This window comes from Bacillus sp. SA1-12 (genome assembly GCF_000981385.1).
Taxonomy (GTDB): Bacteria; Bacillota; Bacilli; order Bacillales; family Bacillaceae; genus Metabacillus.
Genome location: NZ_LATZ01000021.1, coordinates 1 through 23,924, shown reverse-complemented (window position 1 = coordinate 23,924; position 23,924 = coordinate 1). Strand labels below are relative to the sequence as shown.

The window sequence follows — 23,924 nt, the reverse complement described above, 5'->3', positions numbered from 1 at the left end:
TTGTCCTTAGTTTATGGTTTCCTATACTAGTTCATCAAAACATAAGGGAACCAATGATTCTTGACAACCAAGTAGGGGGGAAAACTGCTGCTTAATTAGTCTAACAATATTTAAAAAACTACATTATGAAATTGATTCAATTAACAGTCTTTTTCAAAATGAGATGTATCATCTACCATTTCAAACTGAAATCTTTCTCCATCCCAATGAAAGACAGTAAGACTAGTATTAAAAATGTATGGCGTATCCCAAAATTTTTCGGTAGGGAGATCCATGATATAGGCCAAAATGGCTTTTATTGTAATACCATGTGTAACAATTAAAATATTTCCGCTATCGTTTTCTGCTAGAATTCTCTTTAAAGCATCCTCTACTCTATTTCTAAAATCAGCTAATCCTTCCGCTTTATGTGGTCGATGGTCATATTGATGAGGGGCGTTCCAATAATTATCATTCTCTTTTTTATATTTTTCCCTAACTTCTTCTTTTGTCATCCCCTCCCATTCGCCAAAACCAATTTCTTTTAGGTTTTCTTCTGTTATAGTGGGAATGTTTCTTCTTGAAAGAATATATTCTGCCGTTTTAACTACACGTTCGATTGGACTTTGATAAACCGCATTAAATTCAATTTTCGATAATCTTTTCCCTAACAATTGGGCTTTTTTAATTCCTTTATCAGTAAGAGGAGAGTCCTTCCACCCTTGTAAACGATTCTCCCTATTCGATTGCGTTTCCCCATGACGTACTAAATAAATCGTTAACATAAATTCACCCCATTTCAATTTTTTCTAAGTCATTGGATAAAACATTGTAGTGACATTAGATACTTTATATTATGTATTGACATGAATTTCAGTAAGTGTATAAGCCTTTTTTATATGAAATTGGTAATTCATCCAAATGACTTTAACCACTGTAATATAATTTAATACAAATTTTCTGATTCATTTGTGTATATCTATACATTCTTGTCTCATTTACATAAATTAACTTGAACAAAAACTATTATCACTAGGTGAGAAAATGATTGTGAAAGCATTATCAATTCAAAAGTGGAATCAATTTCAATCTATCAAATTACACTTTCATCCAAGAATGACTTTGATTGTTGGTATAATGGTTCAGGCAAAACAACACTTCTGCACATCTTAAATAAACTATTAAACTCTGAATTGAAAGGAATGGAAGACGTTACAAATTCAACAGATAAAAAAGGAAGTATAACCTTACTTGTGAATCAAAAGGTTAGTATTTATCAATAGGTCTATACAGACCCATTTCCTGCAGTGGACGTTCATATCTCAGAAGTAGTAACGCTTCCAAAGAGGGGATATTTATACCGGCTTATAAATGCCAACTACCTCATATAAATAAGGAATTTATAAGTTTTAACAAATGACTTAGAAAAGTATGGGGCTTTTAATAATACCTTTAAGGATATTTTTCCAAAATGGTTTGATTTCAATTTCTTTTCAAGAAGAATCAATCATTTTTAAGATTGAAAGTGGTGTAATAGAAATAGAGTCCTTGTCATCTGGAATGACCACCTTTTCTGACTTACCTGGTATATATTTTGGTTGCCTTATTTGGGACAAGCTCTTTCATTAATTCTAATAGATGAGCTGTAAGCGCACTTTCACCATTTTAGGAAAAAGAGTAAATAAGCTAGGGTTTTCTTTTCTGGTTCTTTTCCGTTTGCTAACCCTAAAAATAATCATGCTCTATAAAAATATTAAAGCCAGACAGAAATGAATTAATGGAGCGGAGAATGGAATTTCTTAATTAAGTTATGTTTACTTTATTACAGTTATACGTGAGAACAGTGCAAAAAGCACTGAAACAAGGAATCATAAAGGATATCGTAAGTTTAAAAAACCAATTAGTGAGTTTTCTTCAAGAAAACACAAATTTCAGAAAAATATCAGCTTATTTAATGGTGAGGGATTAAATAAAAAGTATGCAAGAATTCCATCTATAAAGCTAAGGTTTATTAAAAGCGTTTTAAGCCCTAGGTTAAATGTAATAATACCTTCTTGGCTGCTATAGTTGATGCATATCATAAAGACATCCATAGTATAATATCGTGTATACCTGCACATGCAAGTACAATTTTAGTAAATCTAGTACGTATAATTCTTAAATTATTAAATATTTTGGATATAACTGATATAGAAGTAACCGCAATAGATTGGGGGAAACTAACTGGTTACAAATGGTTTCCTCGTACCCTTTTACTATTGTTACACTTAATTATTATCTTTTAAATGTGTTGTATCATTTAGCATTTCAATTTGAAATCTATTTCCGTCCCAACTAATGACAGTTAAACCGACATTATGAATGAATGGATGATCCCATATCTTTTCGGTAGGGTACTTTAGAATATTGGACAAAATTGCTTGTATTGCAATGGCATGTGTTAAAACTAAAATATTTCCGTTAGGATTTTCAGTAATGATTCTCTTTAAGGCTTTCTCGATTCGTTCTCTAAAATCGGTTAACCCTTCCCCTTTAATTGATTTATGGTCAAATTTGTGAGGTGAGTTCCAAAGATTAGAGAATTCTTTTTCATATTTTTCCTTGAGCTCTTTTCTTGTCTTACCCTCCCATTCTCCAAAATTAATTTCTTTTAGGTTTTCATCTGTTAAAATGGGGATGTCTCTTCCTAAACGAATATATTCCGCTGTTTGTAAAGCACGTTTAATTGGGCTAGAATAAAAAGCGTTAAATTCAATCTTTGATAATCTTTTCCCTAACAATTGAGCATTTTTTATTCCTTTATCAGTAAGTGGCGAGTCTTTCCATCCTTGTAGACGTTTCTCTGTATTCCATTGTGTTTCTCCATGACGAACTAAATAAATCGTTAACATAAACTTTCCTCCTTACTTTAAATTTAACCTGATCGTGACATATGCAAATTCTCCTTTGAAATGCTTTTTTCAAATGAGATTTGTAAAACCGAATATCCCTGGATGTGTACAGGAATTATCCATATACTACTTGGACAGGTTAAAATATACTTTCATACTATGTAATATCTGCAATTCTAGTAAGTGCAAAAGCCTGTTTTATATGAAGTTGGTCAGTAGTACAAATAGCAACGACTTCTATAATATTTCTCAATCTAGTTTTTCATCTTGGAAAATAGATTAAATAAAAAGTCCCTAAGAATAGAAGCTAGCTTTCAAAAAATCAGGGGAAAATAATAGTTCTATTTTTTATCTATTAGATCTTGAGCTTATCTGTAAAAAGTAACACTTTAACGGAATAAATAAGAAAAATGGCGTGCCAAACTGGTGTCAGTTTACACGCCATTTCTATTGCCAATTATGTGAAATGCACCTCAAAACGGAACGGTTTAGTTTGAGCAAGGATATGAATTTTTTTACACATGTCACTCGTGCGTAAACTCAATCATATCAATTCTTTCAGCGACTGCTACAAACGTATGATTGGATTTATTAATGAAGTAAGCAAGGCCTGTTTTTTTATCATATTTTATAAATTTATCCATCCCTGTCCAATCTTCTCCCTTTACCAGTATTTGATTCACAGGTGTTCCAGAAGGTGTTTTTTCTAATAGTTTACAAAGTGATTTTGACAATTTAAAAACCTCCTTTTCAGATAATATATGTTGGTGGAAACGATATGGTTGGGTAGAGGGAGTAGAAAATATAAAAACATGCGTAAAATTTTTAAAAAAACTAGTAGGAGGAAAGTAAAAGGGAAATAGGCGCTTGGGAACTATGCTACATAAGTGAAAACAGGAAGATCTATAGATATTAGCAAGTTAAAAAGTTAATGAATGAAAATGAAAGTGAAACAGAAGGGGTTATTAACAAGAAAGAGAGGGATTTAATCCACCGTTCACTCGATCTTTTACAAAAGTTTTAATAGTGTTGTTTATTTGACGTTTTGTAAGAAATCTTAAAATATATATTCCATATATAAATAAACTGAAGATAAGTGAATATAAGAATTTTTATAGCATATTATTCCCCCCCCCTAATTAGTTACTTTATGTGATAGGAATGTATATGCTTGAGCCGGATATTAAAGAAGACCAAAATGTGTAGAAAACTATTAAGATGGAATGTCATTTTAACTTAACTTATTAGATACTGGTTTCCTTACACTACTTTCAAAAACATTTGATAAACAAATGCACATTTTATAATACTTCATCAAATGCACATACAAAAGCCCCGGATAGGAATAAAATATAGAAACAATAGTAAAGGATGTGTTTAAGTTGAGTTCACCACTTAGTAAACTTTTGCAAGTAACCCCTACTAACACTCTTGTAAAGGAATTAATGATTAATGGAGAAGATGTTTCACGAGTTCAGAGATTTGTAAAATATGACAAATTTAGAGACCTCGCATATTTCACAAATGATTCCGGTAGTACTTTTATATGTATCGGTGAAAGAATAGACATGATTGAATTTACAACAGAGGAAGAACAAAAGAATAGTAAAGAGAACCCTCCCAAGTCATGGTTATTTTAAGATGAGAAGTACGTAACAAAAAGTAAACTATATATTTTTATCTAAATCGGTATATTAACAAGTAGACCTATAAGAGGATGAAATAGAGGGACCCTTAAGACATACTGCTATGTGTAGGAAAAGGCACTTAAATTAAAAGATCGTGTGTTTTAGTCATTCTGTAGAATTGTATATAGTTTTTTTGTTTGCCTAAGATTAGGTTAACTTTTACAGTTTTATCCTTATGAAAACATCTCCTGCCTTGGAGATGTTTTTTAATAATTAGTATAAAAAGTGTGGGATTAATGAATTAGTAGCTTTACGTTCATAAATTTTCATGATGAGGTTTGCGAATTTGTTTGTAAATAGAAGCATAATTAATGACCTTGTATATAAATTTACAATATAAGGAAAAATAGATTCTATTAATACTTATTTATTGTTTTAAAAAAATCTGCATAAAACCTCAACTTTTTATGCAGCTGCCAGGCTTTTTGAGTAGCCAAAAACATTGATAAATCAACGATGTATAAAATCCTGCATAATCAATAACAAACGGAGAAGAGCCAAACTCTTGATAATAGAAGCTATTTTCTAAATCATAAAACTTTCCGTCGTTTAATGAGAGAAATGAATTTAGAATGTCTAGCCCGTATAATAAAGTATCGCTTATACCGAGGTAAAGTAGGAAAAATCGCCGCAAATATTTAGAGGGTGATTTCCAAGCAACCATGCCTAATGAAAAGTGGGTAATAGTAATAGATGTAACAGAGTTCCATTTACACGATGAAAAGTATTTTTATCACCTTTCCTCGATTTATATAACGGAGAAATTATTGCATATAATGTTGAATAACGTCCAATTTATCCGTTATTACTAAGATGTTGGATAAGGCTTTTGAAACTTTAAAAGAAGGAGATTCCCCTATCCTTCATTCAGATCATGCGTTATCTAAACAGTTGCCTTTTCGAGACATGCTTTATGTAATCCCCTTGTTCTTTCAATGCCTTCTGATATTGCTTCATCTGATAATGCCAGCGCCATGGAGAGTTTCTGTGGGTTATTAAAGAGAGTGACTTACTTTATCCTTAAGATTTTAAATATGGAACATCATTTCAAACAAGAATTAGAAAAATATATACACTATTAACAAAAGAATAAGGAGAAGTTAAATGGCATGAGTCCGGTTCAATGCTGAATTCATGCCCAGGAAGTTGCTTAAATTTCGCGTCTAACTTATTGGGTTCAGATTGAAGTTCCTTTTCTATTACCGATAACACTAGGATTATGTTAACTGAAAATGCATGGAGTATGTACCTGTTTTTATTAATTCTAAGTATGTCTAAGTTTAATAATCTTTTTGCATCAGATAGGACAAACACCGTTACCGCCTTGCTATCTATTTCATAGATTGTAAAAAAGTTGATAGAGGTGAGGTGGAATGATGTTTGGTTATTCAATGGTCAAAATGGTACAGACACATGCTTACAAGCTTGATCGACCCTTACGTAAAACACTATTAAATCTTTATAAACCATTTAAATGGACACCCAGTTTTTTGCATGTGATGTTAGAAGGGTGGGTTAAAAATTCAAAAAGACTAGAGTTGATTGTAGAGTTCGAAAAAAGTGAAACCTCTTTTGAAACAGCTCTTCATGAATTGAATGACATTGCTAGCAGACATTGGAAAAGCGGAATAAAACAAGAGTTTTCACTAGTATCATGTGTAAGTGCAGAAATAACACCATCAGCATTAGAAGAAATGCTCGAAAGTTGTTCATGGATAAAAAAAGTCTATTTAAACCGTGAAGTTCACGCTTTGTTAGATGTAGCAGTTCCGTCTGCCAATGCAAAAAATATTGAGAGAAACGGAACAACATTAACAGGGAAGGGAGTAACCATTGCAATTATTGATACTGGAATTTATTCCCATAATGATCTTCAAGGAAGAATTATAGATTTTGTAGATTTTATTAATCAAAAAACAGAGCCATATGATGATAATGGGCATGGCACTCATTGTGCCGGAGTTGCAGCAGGTAATGGGGCTGCTTCTTTAGAGAAGAAGTATATGGGCCCTGCACCTGAAGCGAATGTAATTGGCGTTAAAGTACTAAATAAACTGGGGTCAGGATCACTGGAGACGGTAATGAAAGGAATTGATTGGTGCATTAAATACAATGAAGATACTAATAACACTTCTAAAATTGATATTATTAGCATGTCATTAGGAAGTTCTCCAGAAGCACATGATAGGGAAGATGATGACCCTATGGTTCAGTATGTGGAGTTAGCATGGAGCCGTGGAATAGTTGTTTGTGTAGCAGCAGGTAATGAGGGACCAGAAGCGCAAACGATCGCCAGTCCAGGTATTAGCAATCAAATTATTACCGTTGGTGCTTTGGATGACCTAAACACTACCGAGACAAGAGAACATGACCATGTAGCAAGCTTCTCAAGCAGAGGACCTACGCTGTACGGAATATCAAAACCTGATATTTTAGCCCCGGGTGTCAATATCATTTCATTACGTTCCCCCAATTCTTATTTAGATAAGGTACAAAAATCAAGCCGTGTTGGGTCTGATTACTTCGTCTTATCAGGTACCTCAATGGCAACACCGATATGTGCAGGAATCGCAGCCCTCGTTTTACAGACTAAACCAGATGCAACACCAAATGAAGTAAAAGAATTACTAAAAAATGGTGCTGTTTTATCGAAAGAGCGAAATCCGAACATATATGGTGCAGGTTATATTAACGCTGAAAATTCGATTCCATAGTTAGTTAACCTTAAAAAACCCTTAAAAAGATCTTCGATTAGAAGATCTTTTTTTCAATGCCACTAACGTCGCATTAAAAACCTTGATTAAATAGCAAATCAAAAAACGTGTTTACAGTTCTTTTTAATTACGTAAACATTGGGAAATGTATCCTTGACTATGGAATTTTGTCCACTCTATCAATTGCTCCTTTGAATATATTGCTAGTAAGAAAATAAAGGGGTGGAACAAATGGGTTCATGGAAAAATGATAAGTCAGCACATGCAAAGGCAGAGGCAGATAACAAGACAAATGTCGATAATCGCTTAGGTAATGAATTAGATAACGAAAATGATATTGAACTAAAAGATAAAAACGTTAATAATGCAAAAGTCATTAATAGTGGTAATTCCAAAGTGGATATTTTTATTGAAGTAGATAGTAAATCAAAAGCAAAAGTTAATGCCAAAGCTGATTCTAATCAGGACCAAGATCAAGATCAAGAACAAGAATAAGAAGTGGTATATACCACTTCACAGGAGAGAAATTGTTTTATTCGTTTTTGAACACTTGCAACAATTGGAAAATATAAAAAAAGAGGGTTGGTATCTAAATAAAAGGTACCCAACCTCTTTTTATGCCGATATTTGCAATTCTATTAAAGTATTTGTGTTGATAGTTAATCTTAATCATTTTAGTAATGAATATCTAAGTTTAGAAACAAGAGAACACACAAAGAAAATTAGCTTTTAATCATCGAAGGCGTACCTTTAGGGGTATGGAAAACATTCGAGATTAAGGGGCCACTATTCGCTATTAGCCGAGAAGTGTAGATACCTATGTGTTGAGAGAATAAATAACTATTAATACGAACAAGAAAAGATAAAGACTGGGCTAGTTTATTACTATTTATTTAATTAGCTGTGTTATCTAATCTGGCTTGGAAACCTGACATGATAATGAAACTTAAAAATGGCCTTTTTTATCTAATTGTACTTATACCTTTACATACTTCCACCTATTTGCATAATATATATAAAAAATCATAGAGAAGAGGATACTTTTGTTTAGTATACAGAGTGTAGATGTCGCTCATTTTCTATTTGTTATGGGCTTCCTATTAGCGTTAGCTCACCTATTAGGTTTTTTAGCAGAACGTATCATGATTCCTAGAGTTATTGGTGAGATATCGGCAGGGCTTGTGCTCGGACCAACATTGTTAGGTTATTTCTTTCCTGATGTTTTCCAATGGATGTTTTTAGGTTTCGATGGGGAAGGTCATTTGTTTGGAATTTTTTATCAAATTGGCTTGCTTATGCTCATGTTTAGTTCAGGGTTAAAATTCCAGACAAAATTTAATAAAGAGGATACAAAAATTACTTCTGCATTAGTGGTGGGGGCAACTATCCCAGCATTTGTAGTCGGTTGGTTTGCTGCTGATCTTTTAAATGTCACTGCCTACTTAGGAAGTGCAAACGATCCACTTGCTATAAGAATTGTTATCGCTATATCCATTGCGGTTACATCAATACCAGTCATATCAAAAATATTTAACGATTTAGGAATCATGCGTACTAGATTCGCTAAAATTGTACTTGCATGTGCTGGGATACACGATATTTTACTATGGGTAGCATTAGGATATGCAACAGCTCTAGCCAGCCATGAAGGGATCATTACATGGAGTTTAGGACTCAAAACAATTTTAATAAACATTGGGTTTATAGGTGGGGTACTTTTCATAGCACACTTTTTATTTAATCGTTTCACATTTTTTAAAAATAATTTCCTTTTTCGAGCATCACACCTAGGTTATTTCTTATTTGTTATGTTTATGCTAGCATCAATTGCAGGGTACCTTCATGTAGAGAGTATTTTTGGAGCTCTTCTTGCTGGGATTATGATCAAATTCGCCATTCCAGCAGACGAAGTGGATAAAGTTGAGTATGTTGTTTCAAAAGTTGGTTTTTCTTGGTTTATTCCAATTTATTTTGCAATAGTCGGGCTACAATTAGATCTGATTAATCACTTTGATCCATTTTATTTCCTTGGTTTTCTATTATTTGCTTGTTTCATTCAAACTCTATCCGTTTATCTAACATCGAGGCTGATCAAGCAGGACCACTTAACTAGTCTTAACCTTGCTATAGCCGTAAATGACCGTGGAGGTCCAGGAATTGTCCTCGCTTCAGTAGCATATACGACAGGAATTATTAATCAGGAGTTTTTTTCCGTACTCGTTATGCTAGCATTAATGACTTCTTTCTTACCTGGTGTTTGGTTCCGTTACGTTCTAAAAAAGAAATGGAGACTAATGCCAGGAGATGAGAATTTAGTTCCAGATCAAAATAAAGATAATTAATAATAAACGTTACATTAAATAAAAGGTGTCTTGATCCAGTACTTAATCAAGACACCTTTTATTTAACAAACAGGAAAGCAACATTATCTTTTTAAAACTGTGTAATAGATTTGCAGGATCCTATAAAAATAAGATTATGGAAACTACATTTTTTCTTGTTAAACTAAATGGAAGTTATATACAGTATCAATCTGAAAATATTGATAGAATGCACCCTTTATCTTTTTTACATCAAAGCATAGAAACGAGCCTATTGTACCCACTTCTCCAAGTAAAGTCCTATCATTGTTTACGTTAGAAACTATAAATAATTTCTGAAGATAGGTAGTTTAAAAAAAGAATTAAGTTACACCAATTCTTTATCCATTACATATATATAAATAAATGGAATCTAGTTAGGAGGATATTTTAAAGTGTATAAAAAGTATAAAAAAATAATTTCAGAGAAACATGCACAAGGTATCGCCCTTAAACGAGTACCTGGGAATATTCAAGATGTAGATATGGAGTTAGAGTATGGTGTTATGTTTTATAAATTCTATATTTTAACAGAAGATAGTAAAAGGTTCAAAGTAGAGGTTGATGCAACATCAGGTAAAATTTTAAGAGTTAAGCAAAAGAAACAGGATGATTAATAACAATAGTTTCTCTTGTTTTCTCGTTTTGCGGTAACTTTTTAGATGAGTTTGTAAAACTGAAAAGATTAATAAATCCTATGTATTGCATTTAGCATTAGCCGATTTTCTAGATATATATGAAAAGTGACCAAAACAAAAAAGGGTTTAGTACCTTTTAGTTACTATACCCTTTTTTGCAGATAGTTGCTATTATGTTAACTGATCTACCTTTTTAATTACTAAGTAATGAACCAACTCATCCTTAAATTTATCTTTACTAATTTCGAAATAACCTAATTCATAAATATGTATAATACTATAAATTTCATCTTGATATAAAACTTTATCTCCTATAACTAACTCTTCTAACTTTGCTCTGCTTAACTGTTACTCAGCCTTTCTATTATTTGTACTTTTTTTCATTAAGTATATAGTTATTTATTACTCCAAAACAATAAAAAATATTAAAGATCTTACATTTCATAGACTAAATATTTTATATAGTGATTCCGACCGAAAACCAGTAGTCGAAGACCTTGATCAAAATTAAAATTAACACTTATATGAGCGACCTGCACATCAGGCTGATCTGCCAACATCGTTCCTAGTTTAGCGAGAACGCCTATAAATGGAAAAAATGCGATAAATAACAGTTATGAAAATATTAATATTAAAACAAATGCACATTTTTGATCTGTTCTAATAAACACACATTCCATAGCCGATAAAATGCATAAAGTATAGTAACTTACTAAATTCGAACAAAAAATGTATAAAAATTTAGAGTAAGTTAAAAATCAGGAGACGTGTTCCATGCTTTTTTTGTTCTAAAAAGTTCACTATAGCATCATATTTTTTGAATGTGCTTTGAAAGTAGGACAAATGCAGATTCCAATAGAATAAACAAGCATAATTTAGTATTAGGTAAGTAAGGAGGATAAGATAGATAAGCTTACTTGTTCATTGTTCTTTCAGGATATGATCTAGCTTTATGTACACTTCATAATTACTAGAATGGAATGTTATAAACAAATTATTGAAAAAATAACAGGAGGTGGAATTTTTGGAGTTTATACCATTGGGTTCAATATTTTTGTTAGTTATATTATTAGTTCTTTCTGCCTTTTTTTCAGGTGCCGAAACCATATATTCAAGCGTGAATAAAATAAGGTTGAAACAATTTGTAAAGGAAAGACGACCTGGAAGTAAAGAGGCACTTCGAATTGCTGAGGATTTCGATAGCATGATATCTACGGTCCTAATTGGGAATAATATTACAAATACAGCCGCAGCAACTATATCGGCTCAGATATTTATTGAAACACTTGGTGGAAATTTAGGAGTAATACTAAATACAGTAGTAATGACAATCATTATTCTTATTTTTGCCGAAGTACTCCCTAAAACCATGGGGAAAGCAAATACAGAAGGTTTGGCAATATATTTCTCAGGCTTAATGAATATTCTGATTAAAATATGTAGCCCAATCAATATACTCTTTACCAAAATGACAGAGTATTCATTAAAATTGTTCAAGGAAAGAGACCCTTTACCTTCTGTCACAGAAGAGGAAATTAAGGTAATAATGGATATAAGTGTGAAAGAGGGGGTTATTGATAAAATAGAAAGGAAATTAATACTCCGTTCCATGTACTTGGATGAAACCCCTATTAAAGAAATTTTGACCCCACGTATTGATATCGTTGCAATAAATATAAATCAACCTATAGAGGACATTATTGAGCTATTTTTTGAAAATCGTTTTTCTAGAATTCCAGTTTATGAAAAAAACATTGATAATATTATAGGTGTTTTAACAGAAAAAGATTTTTTTATCCATTTATTAGCAAATGATAATACTAATATAAGGGAAATTTTAAGAGAACCATTATTTGTGGTAGAATCAATGAAAGTCTCATCTTTATTACCTCAATTAAAAAAGCAAAAGGTCCCTATGGCAGTTGTTTTAGATGAATTTAGCGGAACAGCAGGGATAGTAACATTAAAAGATATATTAGAATTGATTGTTGGTGAGATATTGGATGACCGTGATGATACAGTGGAGTTAATGTCTCAAGTGGGTGAGAATGTTTATACTTTTCATCCTAAATATCAATTGTATAATTTCTCTCTAATGGTAAATATCCCATTGCCAAAAAGCTCCTATAAAACAATAGGAGGGTGGGTTATAGAGAATCTGGAGACTGTACCTTCTAAAGGAGCTTCTTTTAGATATGAGAATTTAAAAATGATTGTGGATGAAGTCGAAGGTCGAAGGATCAAAAGAATTAAAGTAGAAATTCAAAGCAATAACAAAGCTGATGACTATACCTCTTAAAATGGTGGGAATATTTTTGGGTTATTTTACAAAATACTCCCATATTTTTATTGAATATTATTCCTCCTAAGATTCAAATTTTTTGATTATTGAATAATGCTTTTCTATATTTTATTCTGATACTGTCTTGCTCTTAGTTAATGATCAATATTTCACTTCGATGAAAAAGGCGGTTTAAGATTAATGTAATAAATGCTGAATCACCAGGAATTTTCCCCATTCATCTGGTCCTTTGTTAGACGTTAGTATAAACGCTGCCTTGTTGTATATACTTCCATACACCCACTATTTGAAGAAAGCCATTTAACAAAACATGGACTAATATTTTTATCCTGTCTTATTTGGCACAGTTTTTCCCCGAATTATTCAATCAAGCACAGCCACTACAGTCATTATAATGGGCTTCCTAACGGCAGGATCCTTGAATTTTGATATCGCTGCAAACGTTATACTTGAAAAGCATGGTTTATTTTGTTGTTTAATCAGTGATCTAAAAGCAATATTTTCAACAAGGAAAAATCCAGTAATAGGAATTTCTCTTCCTAAAAGAAAAATATTCTGCTTTCACAGGGCAGTTAAATTCAATCTTCGATAATCTTGGTAATTCCTACAGTAGCACTCTTGATTGTGTCGTTCCTGCAATCACTATTCCATATAATACAGAATAGTAAAATAATACCTGAATTGGGTATTATTTTTCCTTTTTTATATTGAAAAGATTGCACCAACAACTGACATAGGTATTTTTACTGAATCGATGTCTAGCGTAATAATTTCCGCATCAACAATTGTCCCAATGTTAGTTCCGAGTATGATCCTTATGGCTTGTGGAAATGTTAGTATTCTTGCTGAAATGAGCCCGATTGATTGACCATTACTGCAGAACTGCTATTCAGAATAGCTGTGACAACAATGCTGACTATTAGATCTTTCCATGGCACATCTGCTATTTTAGTAATCCATTTCTTTAGAGAATCTCCAGAAAAGTTATATAGTCCTTTGCCAAATAAGGAAATTCAAAAATGAATACCTATAAAAAGGGTAAAAAGTAACAATTCAAGCATGGTCTTTTTCCCTTCCGTCTGAATGGATATATTTTTAGGACCTGAATTTGCAGATAATAGACATGGATTACTTATTTAAGTATAAGTCTTATAAGTACTAGTTGCTTTATTAAAAACAAGAATTTGATTTCATGTGTATTTAGTTCGTTATGATCTAGATTAGGAATCCTAGAATTCTACTATTTCTTTATGCATTTATTACTTTGATGGGCAAAAGCCTTTTTAAGAGTGTAATCTCAAGTTTGAAAAAATAACTAGGGAAAATAGATAGAATAAATTGAATCATATTTCTTATATCTAATTACTATCAACATATGTTTGGAATTCTGAAATTCTTAAACGAATCGGATTTCCTCTTAAAATATACAAGTTAACTCTTAACCTGCTCCTGACTAAACGTCACTAAACGGGCGCTTGCACTTTTCTAAAAAGGGCTCTACATCTAAAAAGTTAGGGTAGGAGTAATACTCCTACTCCTTAACCTTGAAAATCAATTGATTTATATTAATGATGCGGTAAAACTTTTATTCTCTAATGATCATAACGTTGAAAGCCAAGGACTTTACGTTTAATCACCTTAGTTTGATTATTCTGATCTGAATCTATGACCACTTTTCCTTTTGAACCTGTTCCTTAGATTGATATTTACAAGAATAAATTAATATAAAAGAACGATAGTATTTAAGTTCAATGAGGAACGGGAATTTGTATAGACAAATTAACTTTCTAATTAGGAATACCATAATTTTTACTAACTTCACAAAAAATGAAAAAAATCCCTAGCTATAAAATATTGTTGTTAATTAAAAACTTTTTTTTTGCCACCGAGAATTTTTACAACAACCTTTTAAGTTGGCTAGCAAATGGTAGAACAATAAATGAAGTTACTATAGTAACGATCACGCTTACATGCGCGAGTTGTACATCTGGATGCATGGATAATTGTTGTCCAAATGTAGTAAGAAGGCCAATAAAGGGATAAAATGCTGCAACCCCTATTACATTAATCCAGGTATATGCATAGGCAGCAAGCCTTTCTTCCTTACCACGAGACATAAATCCCATAAATAATACATCTATACATGTACCAATGTTTGCTCCTAACATAATAGCAATTCCTGTATCTAATTCCATTATCCCTGCTGAAAGGAATCCCATAACAATTCCTAAAATAGCATTACTTGATTGAACCGATCCTACAATTACAATACCAGCTAAAATAGCATAAAAATGATTATTACTAATACCTAGAATGATTTTGTTGATTATATCCAATTCATTTAAAGGAACTGCTAAATATTCAAAAAACCACATAGATCCAAAAACTAAAGTTAAACCAAGTAATATCTTCCCGGTATTATGGACCTTTTTACTTTTCCTAAATATAAGAATGCAGCCAATAACTATGATTGGGATAATTAGCGAACCAATGTCTAACGTTATAAACTCATTTATCATAGCTGTCCCAATACTAGTTCCTAGAATGATTCCAATGGATTGGAAAACTGTAACCAATCTAACTGAAACTAATTTAATTACCATTACTGCAGAACTGCTTTGAAAAATTGTTGTAATTAAAATACCTGTTACTAATCCTTTCCAGGTGGATTCTGATGAAGTAGTTATCCATTTCTTTAGAGAAGTCGCAGACAGGGTAGATAGTCCAGACCTCAATAACGTCATTCCTAAAATGAATAATCCTATAAAGAGAAAAAACGATAAAATTTCGAACATTTTTCTATAAAATAAAAATAATTGGGGCATTAACTCATAAAATAATAGTTGGAGCATGCCATTACCCCCTTTTAATTTAATATATGTATTTAAAAAGGGACATTCTTGGGTGGAATAGTAAAATTAGTTAAAATGTGTAAAAATTTAAAAGGAAATAAAATTAACATGGTTAAATGACAAGAGGGAAAAGAGTGTTTAAGTCCGTATGTAGGTGTGATTCGGACAGGACAAGATTTCAACAAGAGGTAAAATAACAAAGCCCTCTCCTTTAGATGAGAAGGGCTTTTAATATGAATTAAATTTGTCCTCCGATGTTTAATATTGCATTTAAAACAAATATGTCTAACTTTTTATAAATGTTGATTTACTGCCTTTTTTATAAACTATTTCTTGCTATTTAATATGAAAATGAATGACGGGCGGATGTAATATTTAAAAGTATAAATATATAGAATCTTAATATGCCTTAAAAATTTTGATACAAAAGACTGTTAAATAAGTCCAATGGAAGAATTAAAGAGTACCTAAACTTAAAGTTTGATTGCATAGATTCATTTTATTAAACCAGACTCACCCCTTTTAATTTATCCTATAAGTAAGAAAGTATGTTGCAATGGTCAAAACAATTAGAAGTAATTAAAGGAGTGATTGAAAAAATTATTAAAAGTCCTATTTTTTCCATAGAGCAAACGCTTTACTACGATGATCTAGAAGAGAGTATATTTATTACAAGGTATCCAGAACATGTGATTAAACCATTAGAATACTTACTATCTGTTGAAAGTGATCCCTTTTATCATTGTTCTACATAGGCTTGGATGTAATATTTCATAAAAAACCCCCTTAAAAAAGAATACAACATACTTTGAGATATTGGTTTAAACAATTTAAAAATAAAAAAAGTAGCTTAATTGCTACCTATTTTATTGAGTTTTTCTATTTCTATATTAATAACATGTTCCTTACTTATTTTGAGGTGATAACAATTTGACCACATGACCACAAAATGAACACACTCTTAAGTTTTTAGAGTTTACTATAATACTCTAAAAGAAAGAATAAGCTTTGATTTACCCACTTAAAACAATCTAATGATATATAATAATTTTGGATTTAAAATATATGCAATACGGCGCATATGTGGGATTCAATTTTTGTTGCCTGTGATTTGTTTCGAACATTAGAAAAGTAAGTAGTCTTGGGTGGCCAGCCGGGTAAATAACTTTATCATTCTCCTTGCCATAATGAAAGGGGTCTTCTACTCGTTTTCCATACCTATAGGATTTAATGGGATGAAAGCATCAATCCAACTAGCCTGAAACATGATTATACAAGTAAGGGGTGAACAGTTTAGTTGACGGGATGTTTTCCCACGGGTGCCACGTTCTCCCACGACTACCGATATAATAAAACTATATAAAAAAGGTCAACCAAAATTTGGTTAACCTTATAATACGAAATAGTAGGTTATTTTACTTTCCTCAAGAACAGGTTCATGATAGTGTCCAGTAGACTCAAAAACGGTAGTTATGTTCAAAACCCCTGAGTTCAGTCCAATTATACTAAGTTAAATTTTACTATTAGTTTCCTTTTGGTCCTTCTTTGGCAATACTTCAAATGCAAGGAATTGTGTCACCTGGCTAGAATTGAAATTATTATCTGAAATCAGTACGAGGCTATTATTTCCGTTCGCAAGTTTTGGTCCCCAAGAGATGCCTTCGATGTTGTCGAGCTTAGATAAACCTAACGTATTCAAATCAAGAATAAGACGCTTTTTGACAGGCTTAAATTTGCTTTCTTGTAACGAATCTATGTTGCTAATATCACTTGCTCCGTTAATATCAATCTCATAAAGACGAATGTAATTTTTAAAGCTTCCATCTTCATCTTGAACTCCGGCACGTTCAATTAGTAGAAACTTGTAGTCGTTTACCGATAGGATCTCTGCCACACCATTAACTGCATATTTACCAGGGCCAGGCGCTTCTGGAATTGGATCAATAGAGTATGCATATTGTGATAATACATTCCCGGCACGATCGTATTGAGTGATACGTGAAAATGCTCCAGAGTCTATAGAAGGTGCAGGTCCGTCCTGATATAAAGGTCCCTCCATTGACACCCATAGCGAATTACCATCTATTGCAAAAGTAAAGCCTTCAAAGACCATGTTATTACGTGGTCCAGTCGCTTTTGTTGGTGATACTTTAAACATTTCTGGTAAGGGTAAAGTAGACAGGTATTGTCCGTCTATAGTGGCTTGTCTCACAAAAGGATTTAAGCCAAGATTACGATCACCTTCACTTGTGTACCAAATGCTTCCATCAATGGGATCCAAGTCTATTGATTCAAAATCTGGGACTTCTCCACCCTGAGCAATGTATTGTGTTTGATTCGGATAATTAGAACCATCTGGTTGCTTGAAAAACTTCATATCGGTTAATTTAATGGAATTAAAATTGTTGATATCGTAGTTAAGTTGGGCATAATAAAGACGTGCAGGATTGTTACTTGATCCGTCGTCACTTATCATTAACCATGTGTCATTTATAGAATCGTACCTGAGTCCTGAAAGACCACCTACAACAGTTCCTTTAAATTCCTCATTGAATGGGATCCTTTGCTCGCCAATCATCTTTAGGCTCCCAACGGAATGTAATTGGTTTATATCGTTTTTTCTATCTTTTTTCTTCATTGATTGTTCATTTTTTTCCTGCGATGAATTATGTTCAACAGCATTAATAGTAGGAGATAAAGCTAAAAGAGAAGTTAATGCAGCAACACTTAAAACGTTAAAACGCTTTGATGTATCACCTATCATTTCAACCTGAAACCTTTCTCCATCCCAATGAAAGACAGTAAGACTAGCCCCATGAATGAATGGAGTATCCCAAATTTTTTCGGTAGGGAGATCCATGATATAGGCCAAAAGGGCTTTTATTGTAACAGCATGTGTGACAATTAAAATATTTCCACAATTGTTTTCTGCAAGAATTCTTTTTAAAACACCCTCGACTCTATTTCTAAAATCGGCTAACCCTTCTCCTTTATGTGGTCGATGGTCATATTGGTGAGGGGTGTTCCAATAATTATCATTCTCTTTTTTATATTTTTCCCTAACTTCTTCTTTTGTCATCCCCTCCCATTCGCCAAAACCAATTTCTTTTAGGTTTTCTTCTGTTTTAGTAGGAATGTTTCTTCCTGAAAGAATATATTCTGCCGTTTTAACGACAGGCTCGATTGGGCTTGTATAAATTGCATTAAATTCAATATTCGATAATCTTTTCCCTAACGATTGAGCATTTTTTATTCCTTTATCAGTAAGCGGAGAGTCCTTCCACCCTTGTACACGATTCTCTTTATTCCATTGCGTTTCCCCATTACAAACTAAATAAATCGTTAACATAAATTCACCCCATTTCATTTTTAACCTTATCATTACATAAGCAAATGAATTTGAACCTACCTTTTTCATAAGGTAACTTCTAAACGCGAATAATACTAGTTTTATATAGGGAAGTCTCCTATCTAGCACTTCAGTCATGATAGAAGATACTTTATATTATGTAATAACTTCATTTTCAGTAAGTGTAAAAGCCTTTTAATAGGAAATTTTAGTAATACAAATGGTTGCAACCACCGTAATATTTCTCACATCTTTTGTTTCCATTTGTATTTTGAAGAGAGGGTCGTTGATCTATTCTTCTTCAACCTTTAAGTCTTCGGCTTCATCTGTATCGTTAGTGAAAAAAGAAGATAGTATCGCCTTTCATAAGAGGAAATTGTTTTTTCGATACGCCTTTTATCGCAAATTAATCAAAAATCTTGACTTTCATGATGGGCTAGGTCGATTTCATCTAAATTGATCCTGAGATAGCTGACTATTCGTTAGATTAAAAAAACATTAACTTTAACATTAATATAAATTTTTCTATAAAACGGCATTAGAATAGATACTTTTCCAACAAGAATAAAAACAGTTTCACTTTGACTGGTAAATTACTGGATCATTATTAGCATAAGTATATCCATTCTGTGTAATAGGATCATCTGCATCACCAGAATCTGGGTCTCTGGAAATAAATTCAGATGTTTCAGGATCATAATAATGAGCTTGAAGTTAATATAAATTAGTTTCTTTATCCATAAAATAACCAGCGTAACATCAGGAGTTTTTTTCCGTGCTTGTTATGCATTAATGACTTCTTTCTTACCTGGTGTTTGGTTCCATTTACGTACTAAAAAGGAAATGGAGACTAATGCCAGGAGATGAGAATTTAATTCTAGATCAAAAAAAGATAATTAATAATAAACGTTATATTAAATAAAAGGTGTCTTGATCCATACTAAATCAAGACACCTTTTATTTAACAAACAGGTAATCAACATTATCTTTTTAAAACTATGTAATAGATTTGCAGGATCCTAAAAAATAAGATTATGGAAACATTCTTTCTTGTTAAACAAAATGGAAGTTATATACATTATCAATCTAAAAATATTAATAGAATGCACCCTTTATTTTTTTTTTTACATCAAAGCATAGAAACGAACCTCTCATGCCCACCTCTCCAAGTAAAGTCCTATTATTGTTTACGTTAGAATTTATAAATAATTACTGAAGATAGGTAGTTTAAAAAAGAATTAAGTTACACCAATAATTTTTCTAATACATATATATAAATAAATTGAAATCTAATTAGGAGGATATTTATAAAAAGTATAAAAAAATAATTTCAGAGAAACATGCTCAAGGTATCGCCCTTAAACGGGTACCTAGGAATATTTAAGATGTAGATATGGAGTTAGAGTATGGTTTTATGTTTTATGAATTCTATATTTTAACAGAAGATAGTAAAAGGTTCAAAGTAGGGGTTGATGCAACATCAGGTAAAATTTTAAGAGTTAAGCAAAAGAAACATGATGATTAAAAATCTAATCCCATATGTAACAAGGGATGAAAACATGACTGAAGTTCAGTAAGGCACACTAGATGGAGAAATAGAGTAGAGTAGGATCAAACATTAAAGTGGCATGAAATGGCATGGTCCGGGGTGTTAAGCAACTTAAAATCTTCACTTGAATAAGGGAGGGAGAGCTCTTTTACCGACCAGAATAGATTTAGGAAAATATTTTATATCCGCCTCATTTTTTACTAGAGGTAGCGTCCCGAAAATGCGGATTTACAACGTTAAGCTGTTTGCAGCGTTAAAAATGAAGGATATAACAACGATAAGACTTTTGAGACAAGTTATACGAGACACTAGCAAGCTTTATTTGACGTAAAATCGGTTATGTCCCAATAGATTAAACCCTATTGATACAAGGTTTTCTGCCTTAACGTTGTAAATCCGCATAATCCTGATATTTATTAATAAAACAGGAGGAATAAAATTTGTCTTTAAAATATGGAATTTTAAAAGGAAAAGCAGTCAAATCGATGATGGGAAGAGGAAAAAAGCCTCATTATCAAGTACTAATCAGAGATGAGAAAGGTATATACTATCGAATAGCCATTAATATAAAATCTCAATCCTATCCATCAGAAGTATTATACTTTGTTGGTGAGGATTTTAGCTCTGAAAACATTACAAAGTTACCTGATTTAGAATTTGGTTTTACTTTTATACAAAATAATAATCCAGACATTGGACTTGATTATATTAGAGGAAATTTATTAGATTCTACTAAGATGATTCCTCTACCTGCAGATTTGGAGGGTCCAGATAACGATTTAAACGAAAAAATTCAAAAATATATTCAACAAGCTATTGATAATGATGCAATAATATACGCTTTCGGGGAATTATGGGGTCCAGAGGATGATAAGCCAGATAAGTATTTTAATTTCTTACCTGGTAATGGTATACATGATATTCATATGAACCAGGGAAATGTGGGACGCTGGAAAAATGATAACGGTATTTGGCAAGACGGGGGAATTCTAATTCATTTTGACCAAGAAAAAAGATGGGTAGCAATTTTTCTAGCTTTCCAATCTCAATCCTGGTGTACAGATGAAAATGGAGATGCAATCAAACCAGTTGAAGAATGTAATCATAAAAATCGTAATAATCAGTAGAGACATATATATAAATGTTTTTAACAAACTATACTATATAAGAATTTTTTATGAGGAATTCGTTTCAGTTGGGGTGCTGCACTCGATGAAATTGATGACGTTTTTAAAAAAACTAGATTTGTATATGATATACAACACAAAGACATACACAATCACTTAGTTCGATAATGATCTTTATCCAAACACTCTCTATCAACCTGCATAAGCTTTAGTATGGAGGTGATAACATGTCAAGCAAAGATAAAAAGAAGAAAAAGACGAAACAGCCTAAGATAAGTCTAAGTAAGGAAAAAATTAAACAATTTAACAAAGAAGTACGAGATTTTAATGATGCTACTTCAGCATTATTTAGAATTCCTATTTTTTTTAGCCATCAAGGTCTTTTTTCTCTTAACACTCTTCGACAACGATTTATTATTCGTATGTTCAACGAAATAAAAAGTGTACTTCTTTTCCCTCGAACATTAGCTAACACTGACCAGTTTCCTAATACTACATTAGAAAATGTTCGTACAATGATTAACTCAAGTTATGGCCTGGCAGCTGCTCTTCTTCAACCGATTCCAAGCCCAAATCAATTTGAACCATATTCCCCTTTTTTACAGATTGAACCATCAATGGCTTTTCAACGCGGACTTCCATTACTTCTAGTAATAGAAAATACTATGCAACAAGCAGGTGGTATTTGGGGAGGCGGTGGACAACTCGCACCTTTTACTCCTGTAATATGGTTTTCTAATGAAGGTGAGGATCCTGTTGATGAATTTTTTAATAGTGTTCAATGGGAGGAAGTCCTACACAATTGGGCTGCAAAAGTAAGAAGCGGTTACTTTATTCAAACAGGACCTAAATATAAATATAGTTGTGATAGTGATAACTAAGTAAAGCGAACTTTCTTATAGTATTTTTTATAATACGATCGGGCGCGATTGTTGAATAAAACATTATTTTACCCCCATTAAAAGCAGGATGGGGGTATGTGTGTTAAAACAAAATCATCTCCAATAAGAGATGATTTCCGAAAAGTGTATGGTGTACCGTTGACTAGGTATTTCATTACGGCATTTTTATTATGAAATTATATACAGGCTTTTATGTAAAAAAATTTTCTTTTAGAAAAATCTATATACCTTAAAACCTTGTTACAACTAGGATGTATAAAATTCTGCATAAACGATAAAAAATGGACAAGAGCCAAACCCTTGATACTACTGGGTTTGGTCCTTTGGCTTACTTTCTATCATTGACCTTATGTTAACTAGTTTTGTATATCGTATTACAGAGCAAAGATGTCTACATTTAGGCACCTCATCCCTTATTGTTAAGGGGTTTTTCTATTTTTGACTAAAGCCCTATCAATTTCTAAATTTATTCATATTTTGTTATTAGCAATTAAGAAAGGGTGAATAGAATGTTTGGATATGGTGAAATAGGAGCAGGTATTGCTCTAATTATTATATTGTTTATCTTGCTTGCTGTTGGTAAAAATTGGTAATTAGTAATCTGAATCATTCATAATCTTTAATAATATGATTTATTAAAGGAGGCACAATGAACAAATTACAACCATTACTTTGGATAGTTCCTACACTATTTATTTTAGTTTTGATAGTACCTTCTATTTTAGTAGTACCATTTTCGAATAATACAAAATAGAATGTTGATAATAGTTATTCAGAGCCATCAATCGAAGTGTCTGTATATAGGACAAGTTCTAAAGAGGTTGAAAAAACTCCTTTAGAAGAATATGTTGTAAGTGGATATCCCAATTTGGAAAACCCTTTTTATGGTTCCGATAATGCTTCATTATGATAATTATTGCCATTTTCTCAAAGATCTTAACATATAAATAATTTGAAATTCATCTTCTTGACTTTTGTTATTTCTTTGACTACCATCCCACCTTGGTAGTCACTTTTTATTTATATACACACCTATATTGATTTTGGCTAAAATAATGAAAATGTCTATTCCCATTATCTGCAGCATTAAATTAAAATTGATTTTTATATGTAAAGGTGGTTTTAATATGAATAAAACAATTGAAAAAATAACACAAACGAATTTAAGATTTTGTCCTCAATGCAAAAAAGGAAAGCCATATGTAAATAATTACGCAACTGGATCTATTCGCTGCGCTAAATGTGGGTATTTTCATTTAAAACAATATGAATAAAAAAGGTGTACATAATTAGACAAATCTAATGCGATACTCTTTGAAATAAAGACTAACTTCCTATTCGAAGATAACAATTACACATTTTGTTAAGAAGTGAATAATATATAAACACCTACCAACTAAAACGTTTTTGGCATATGAAAAAGGATCTTCAAATAAAATTGGAGATCCTTTTTTAAGTGCGCCCAGCATGGGTGTAATCTATAGGGTGAAAGTCCCGAACTGTGAAGACAGAAGTAACAGTTAGCCTAACACAAGGGTGTCTATGGTGACATGGAATCTGAAGGAAGTGAGCG

General features: G+C 32.1%; 16 protein-coding genes and 2 pseudogenes. 10 read left to right on the top strand and 8 right to left on the bottom strand.

The window, feature by feature from the left end; genetic code table 11:
* Positions 1-140: 140 nt before the first annotated feature.
* The 3 genes from WQ54_RS13285 to WQ54_RS13270 form a co-directional block, all read right to left on the bottom strand.
* Positions 141-764: a histidine phosphatase family protein gene (locus WQ54_RS13285; protein ID WP_046517318.1), complete on the bottom strand. Its 624-nt coding sequence runs from the start codon at positions 762-764 to the stop codon at positions 141-143.
* Between the two features lie 1,482 nt (positions 765-2,246).
* Complete coding sequence (locus WQ54_RS13275) at positions 2,247-2,870, bottom strand: histidine phosphatase family protein (protein ID WP_046517314.1); 624 nt, start codon at positions 2,868-2,870, stop codon at positions 2,247-2,249.
* A gap of 524 nt (positions 2,871-3,394) precedes the next feature.
* Positions 3,395-3,604 (bottom strand): hypothetical protein, encoded by a 210-nt coding sequence (locus WQ54_RS13270; RefSeq protein ID WP_046517312.1) that lies wholly within the window; start codon positions 3,602-3,604, stop codon positions 3,395-3,397.
* 648 nt (positions 3,605-4,252) lie between these two features.
* Here WQ54_RS13270 and WQ54_RS13265 point away from each other — a divergent pair.
* The 7 genes and pseudogenes from WQ54_RS13265 to WQ54_RS32635 form a co-directional block, all read left to right on the top strand.
* Positions 4,253-4,510 carry a hypothetical protein gene (locus tag WQ54_RS13265; RefSeq protein ID WP_046517310.1) on the top strand — a complete coding sequence of 86 codons (258 nt, stop codon included), beginning with the start codon at positions 4,253-4,255 and terminating at the stop codon, positions 4,508-4,510.
* A 1,424-nt stretch (positions 4,511-5,934) separates the two neighbouring features.
* Positions 5,935-7,272 (top strand): S8 family peptidase, encoded by a 1,338-nt coding sequence (locus WQ54_RS13255; RefSeq protein WP_046517372.1) that lies wholly within the window; start codon positions 5,935-5,937, stop codon positions 7,270-7,272.
* A gap of 231 nt (positions 7,273-7,503) precedes the next feature.
* A complete protein-coding gene (locus WQ54_RS13250; protein WP_046517306.1) occupies positions 7,504-7,767 on the top strand; it encodes a hypothetical protein in 264 nt (87 codons plus the stop codon).
* A 548-nt stretch (positions 7,768-8,315) separates the two neighbouring features.
* Positions 8,316-9,614 (top strand): cation:proton antiporter, encoded by a 1,299-nt coding sequence (locus WQ54_RS13245; protein WP_046517304.1) that lies wholly within the window; start codon positions 8,316-8,318, stop codon positions 9,612-9,614.
* A gap of 413 nt (positions 9,615-10,027) precedes the next feature.
* A complete protein-coding gene (locus WQ54_RS13240) occupies positions 10,028-10,249 on the top strand; it encodes a PepSY domain-containing protein (RefSeq protein WP_046517303.1) in 222 nt (73 codons plus the stop codon).
* A gap of 1,045 nt (positions 10,250-11,294) precedes the next feature.
* Positions 11,295-12,569, top strand: coding sequence for a hemolysin family protein (locus tag WQ54_RS13235; protein ID WP_046517301.1), 1,275 nt, complete (start codon positions 11,295-11,297; stop codon positions 12,567-12,569).
* Between the two features lie 343 nt (positions 12,570-12,912).
* Positions 12,913-13,164: pseudogene (locus WQ54_RS32635) on the top strand (hypothetical protein); the annotation flags it as partial.
* 110 nt (positions 13,165-13,274) lie between these two features.
* Here WQ54_RS32635 and WQ54_RS35645 read toward each other — a convergent pair.
* From WQ54_RS35645 to WQ54_RS35475, 5 genes and pseudogenes are all read right to left on the bottom strand, one after another.
* Positions 13,275-13,424, bottom strand: coding sequence for a Na/Pi symporter (locus WQ54_RS35645; protein WP_369094757.1), 150 nt, complete (start codon positions 13,422-13,424; stop codon positions 13,275-13,277).
* Positions 13,406-13,585, bottom strand: a complete 180-nt coding sequence (locus WQ54_RS35640) for a Na/Pi symporter (protein ID WP_084822031.1) — start codon at positions 13,583-13,585, stop codon at positions 13,406-13,408. The genes WQ54_RS35645 and WQ54_RS35640 overlap by 19 nt, the downstream gene beginning before the upstream one ends.
* An 882-nt stretch (positions 13,586-14,467) precedes the next feature.
* The gene (locus WQ54_RS13230) at positions 14,468-15,424 is read right to left on the bottom strand and encodes a Na/Pi symporter (RefSeq protein WP_231597524.1); all 957 of its coding nucleotides are present in this window, start codon (positions 15,422-15,424) and stop codon (positions 14,468-14,470) included.
* A gap of 1,510 nt (positions 15,425-16,934) precedes the next feature.
* A complete protein-coding gene (locus tag WQ54_RS31920) occupies positions 16,935-18,842 on the bottom strand; it encodes an esterase-like activity of phytase family protein (protein ID WP_052737778.1) in 1,908 nt (635 codons plus the stop codon).
* Positions 18,843-19,349: 507 nt separating this feature from the next.
* Positions 19,350-19,472 (bottom strand): annotated as a pseudogene (locus WQ54_RS35475) (hypothetical protein); the annotation flags it as partial.
* A gap of 1,290 nt (positions 19,473-20,762) precedes the next feature.
* Here WQ54_RS35475 and WQ54_RS13210 point away from each other — a divergent pair.
* The 3 genes from WQ54_RS13210 (at position 20,763) to WQ54_RS33580 (ending at position 23,625) form a co-directional block, all read left to right on the top strand.
* Positions 20,763-21,449 carry a YukJ family protein gene (locus WQ54_RS13210; protein WP_046517297.1) on the top strand — a complete coding sequence of 229 codons (687 nt, stop codon included), beginning with the start codon at positions 20,763-20,765 and terminating at the stop codon, positions 21,447-21,449.
* A 227-nt stretch (positions 21,450-21,676) separates the two neighbouring features.
* Positions 21,677-22,330: a hypothetical protein gene (locus WQ54_RS13205; RefSeq protein WP_052737777.1), complete on the top strand. Its 654-nt coding sequence runs from the start codon at positions 21,677-21,679 to the stop codon at positions 22,328-22,330.
* Positions 22,331-23,478: 1,148 nt separating this feature from the next.
* Positions 23,479-23,625 carry a hypothetical protein gene (locus WQ54_RS33580; protein ID WP_156177935.1) on the top strand — a complete coding sequence of 49 codons (147 nt, stop codon included), beginning with the start codon at positions 23,479-23,481 and terminating at the stop codon, positions 23,623-23,625.
* Positions 23,626-23,924 lie beyond the last annotated feature (299 nt).

What these genes read in the sequence shown, in the direction of transcription:
- WQ54_RS13255 (WP_046517372.1), top strand. Translation starts at nt 5,935, where the DNA reads ATGTTTGGTTATTCAATGGTCAAAATGGTACAGACACATGCTTACAAG.
- WQ54_RS13275 (WP_046517314.1), bottom strand. Translation starts at nt 2,870, where the DNA reads ATGTTAACGATTTATTTAGTTCGTCATGGAGAAACACAATGGAATACA.
- WQ54_RS31920 (WP_052737778.1), bottom strand. Translation starts at nt 18,842, where the DNA reads ATGAAAAAGGTAGGTTCAAATTCATTTGCTTATGTAATGATAAGGTTA.
- WQ54_RS13205 (WP_052737777.1), top strand. Translation starts at nt 21,677, where the DNA reads ATGTCAAGCAAAGATAAAAAGAAGAAAAAGACGAAACAGCCTAAGATA.
- WQ54_RS13230 (WP_231597524.1), bottom strand. Translation starts at nt 15,424, where the DNA reads ATGCTCCAACTATTATTTTATGAGTTAATGCCCCAATTATTTTTATTT.
- WQ54_RS13285 (WP_046517318.1), bottom strand. Translation starts at nt 764, where the DNA reads ATGTTAACGATTTATTTAGTACGTCATGGGGAAACGCAATCGAATAGG.
- WQ54_RS13250 (WP_046517306.1), top strand. Translation starts at nt 7,504, where the DNA reads ATGGGTTCATGGAAAAATGATAAGTCAGCACATGCAAAGGCAGAGGCA.
- WQ54_RS33580 (WP_156177935.1), top strand. Translation starts at nt 23,479, where the DNA reads ATGAATAAAACAATTGAAAAAATAACACAAACGAATTTAAGATTTTGT.